The sequence below is a fragment of the Ruegeria sp. BHSA118 genome, assembly GCF_059613405.1.
The window spans coordinates 1-1,398 of record NZ_JBXWSM010000160.1; the positions used below are offsets into that span (position 1 = coordinate 1).

Consider the following 1,398-nt stretch of genomic DNA (forward strand, 5'->3'; position numbering starts at 1 on the left):
GAGAAGCAGTCCGATCACCAGGGCTCCGGAAATCAGATAGATGATTGAATGAACTGTATTCACGGACTTGAGCCAGGGTTGTTCCTGAGACAGCTGGGTGCTGTCCAGAAACTCAAGCCGATCTTCCGGAAGCCGCGACAGGGTTTTTACATTCCGCAGAATGCTCTCGTTCGGAATTGTCATGACCACACTGTTGGTAACAATCTGTTTCGTAGCGTTTTTTCCCAGTGCAAACGCTGCCCCAAACGGGCGCGCCGTTAGAACCTTCAGGAAGAATTGACGCTGTTCAAAAGCAACGACCTGCTTATCCTCAGCCGACATCAATCGGAAGGAGCCAAGTTTTTTAGAGCGTTCAAAGATGATATGTGATGCCGTCAGGCGGTAAGGGTCGTCAGACCAAGACAACGCTTCGTGCAGGGCACATGTTGCCAGTTCAGAGTTGGGGCAGACGTCATCCAGATACGCCATCCCGGGGCCATCCACGATTAGCCGGGCCGTGATATGCGGCGTATAAACCACTTCCTTGTGAGTCACGGTTTCAACGGCAACCTCGAACGCCTTGCGTTCGGCGACCGCAAAACTCACCAGGCAAATCGCAAACCCTGCGGCAAGCCAGCGGCCGTGACCAATACGCAGGATACCGGCCAGTACGGTCAGCGGAAACAACAAGACCGCGATACCCAGATGCGATGGATGCAGAACCACAGAAAATACGCCAAGCGCCAAAACACTCAACGTTTCTGTCACTTTCATATGTCGCCCCGCTGCAGCGACCGCCGCGATAAGGATCAGCATCACCGGGGCAAAAATATCGGGCATTATGTAGGCTACGTAGAATGGTAGTGAGGTTGTCGCCGCCACAAGCAAGGGAAGGGCCACAAGTTGAACGGTGCTCCGCCCCGAAGGCGCACTGCGCTGCAGCGTGCGCATCGCCAGCCAAACAGACAAAAGTACCAGCGCCATTTGCACCAGCGCGACACCGCCCAACACATCCGCCCGCCAGAACATGGCAACCAGTAATGCATAAACGATTGAGCGCGAACCGCCGGCGGTCTGATCGTCATCTGCCTTTTTGGCCGTGCCGAAGTTTTGCGCGGTGCCCTCGTCTTGCTGCGCCGGCTCGGGAAGAATCATTGTGAGCGCGACGTTGCCCTGTCGGAAATAGCTGCCGGTATCAAAATAGACGAGCGGACCGCGATTGACCGCCAGCACCACAAGACAGGCGGCAATGGTTGCGCCCAGCAACAGCAGGGGGACCAGCCAATGTGGCCGGCCTGCTATTTCCGTTTGCTTCATTGCGGTTGGGCAGCATATTTGGTTGCTGCCGTGAAAATGCGTTTGAAATAGGCGATTGTTGCTTCCAACCCCTGCTCCAACGAGGCCCGGGGTGTCCAGTCC

Annotated in this window: 1 protein-coding gene; it reads right to left on the bottom strand. The window is 55.8% G+C overall.

Going from position 1 to position 1,398, the window contains the following annotated elements; translation table 11 throughout:
* Positions 1–1,398 (bottom strand): hypothetical protein (locus AC2FNN_RS21630; RefSeq protein ID WP_496760581.1); only part of this gene is annotated, 1,398 nt, incomplete at both ends.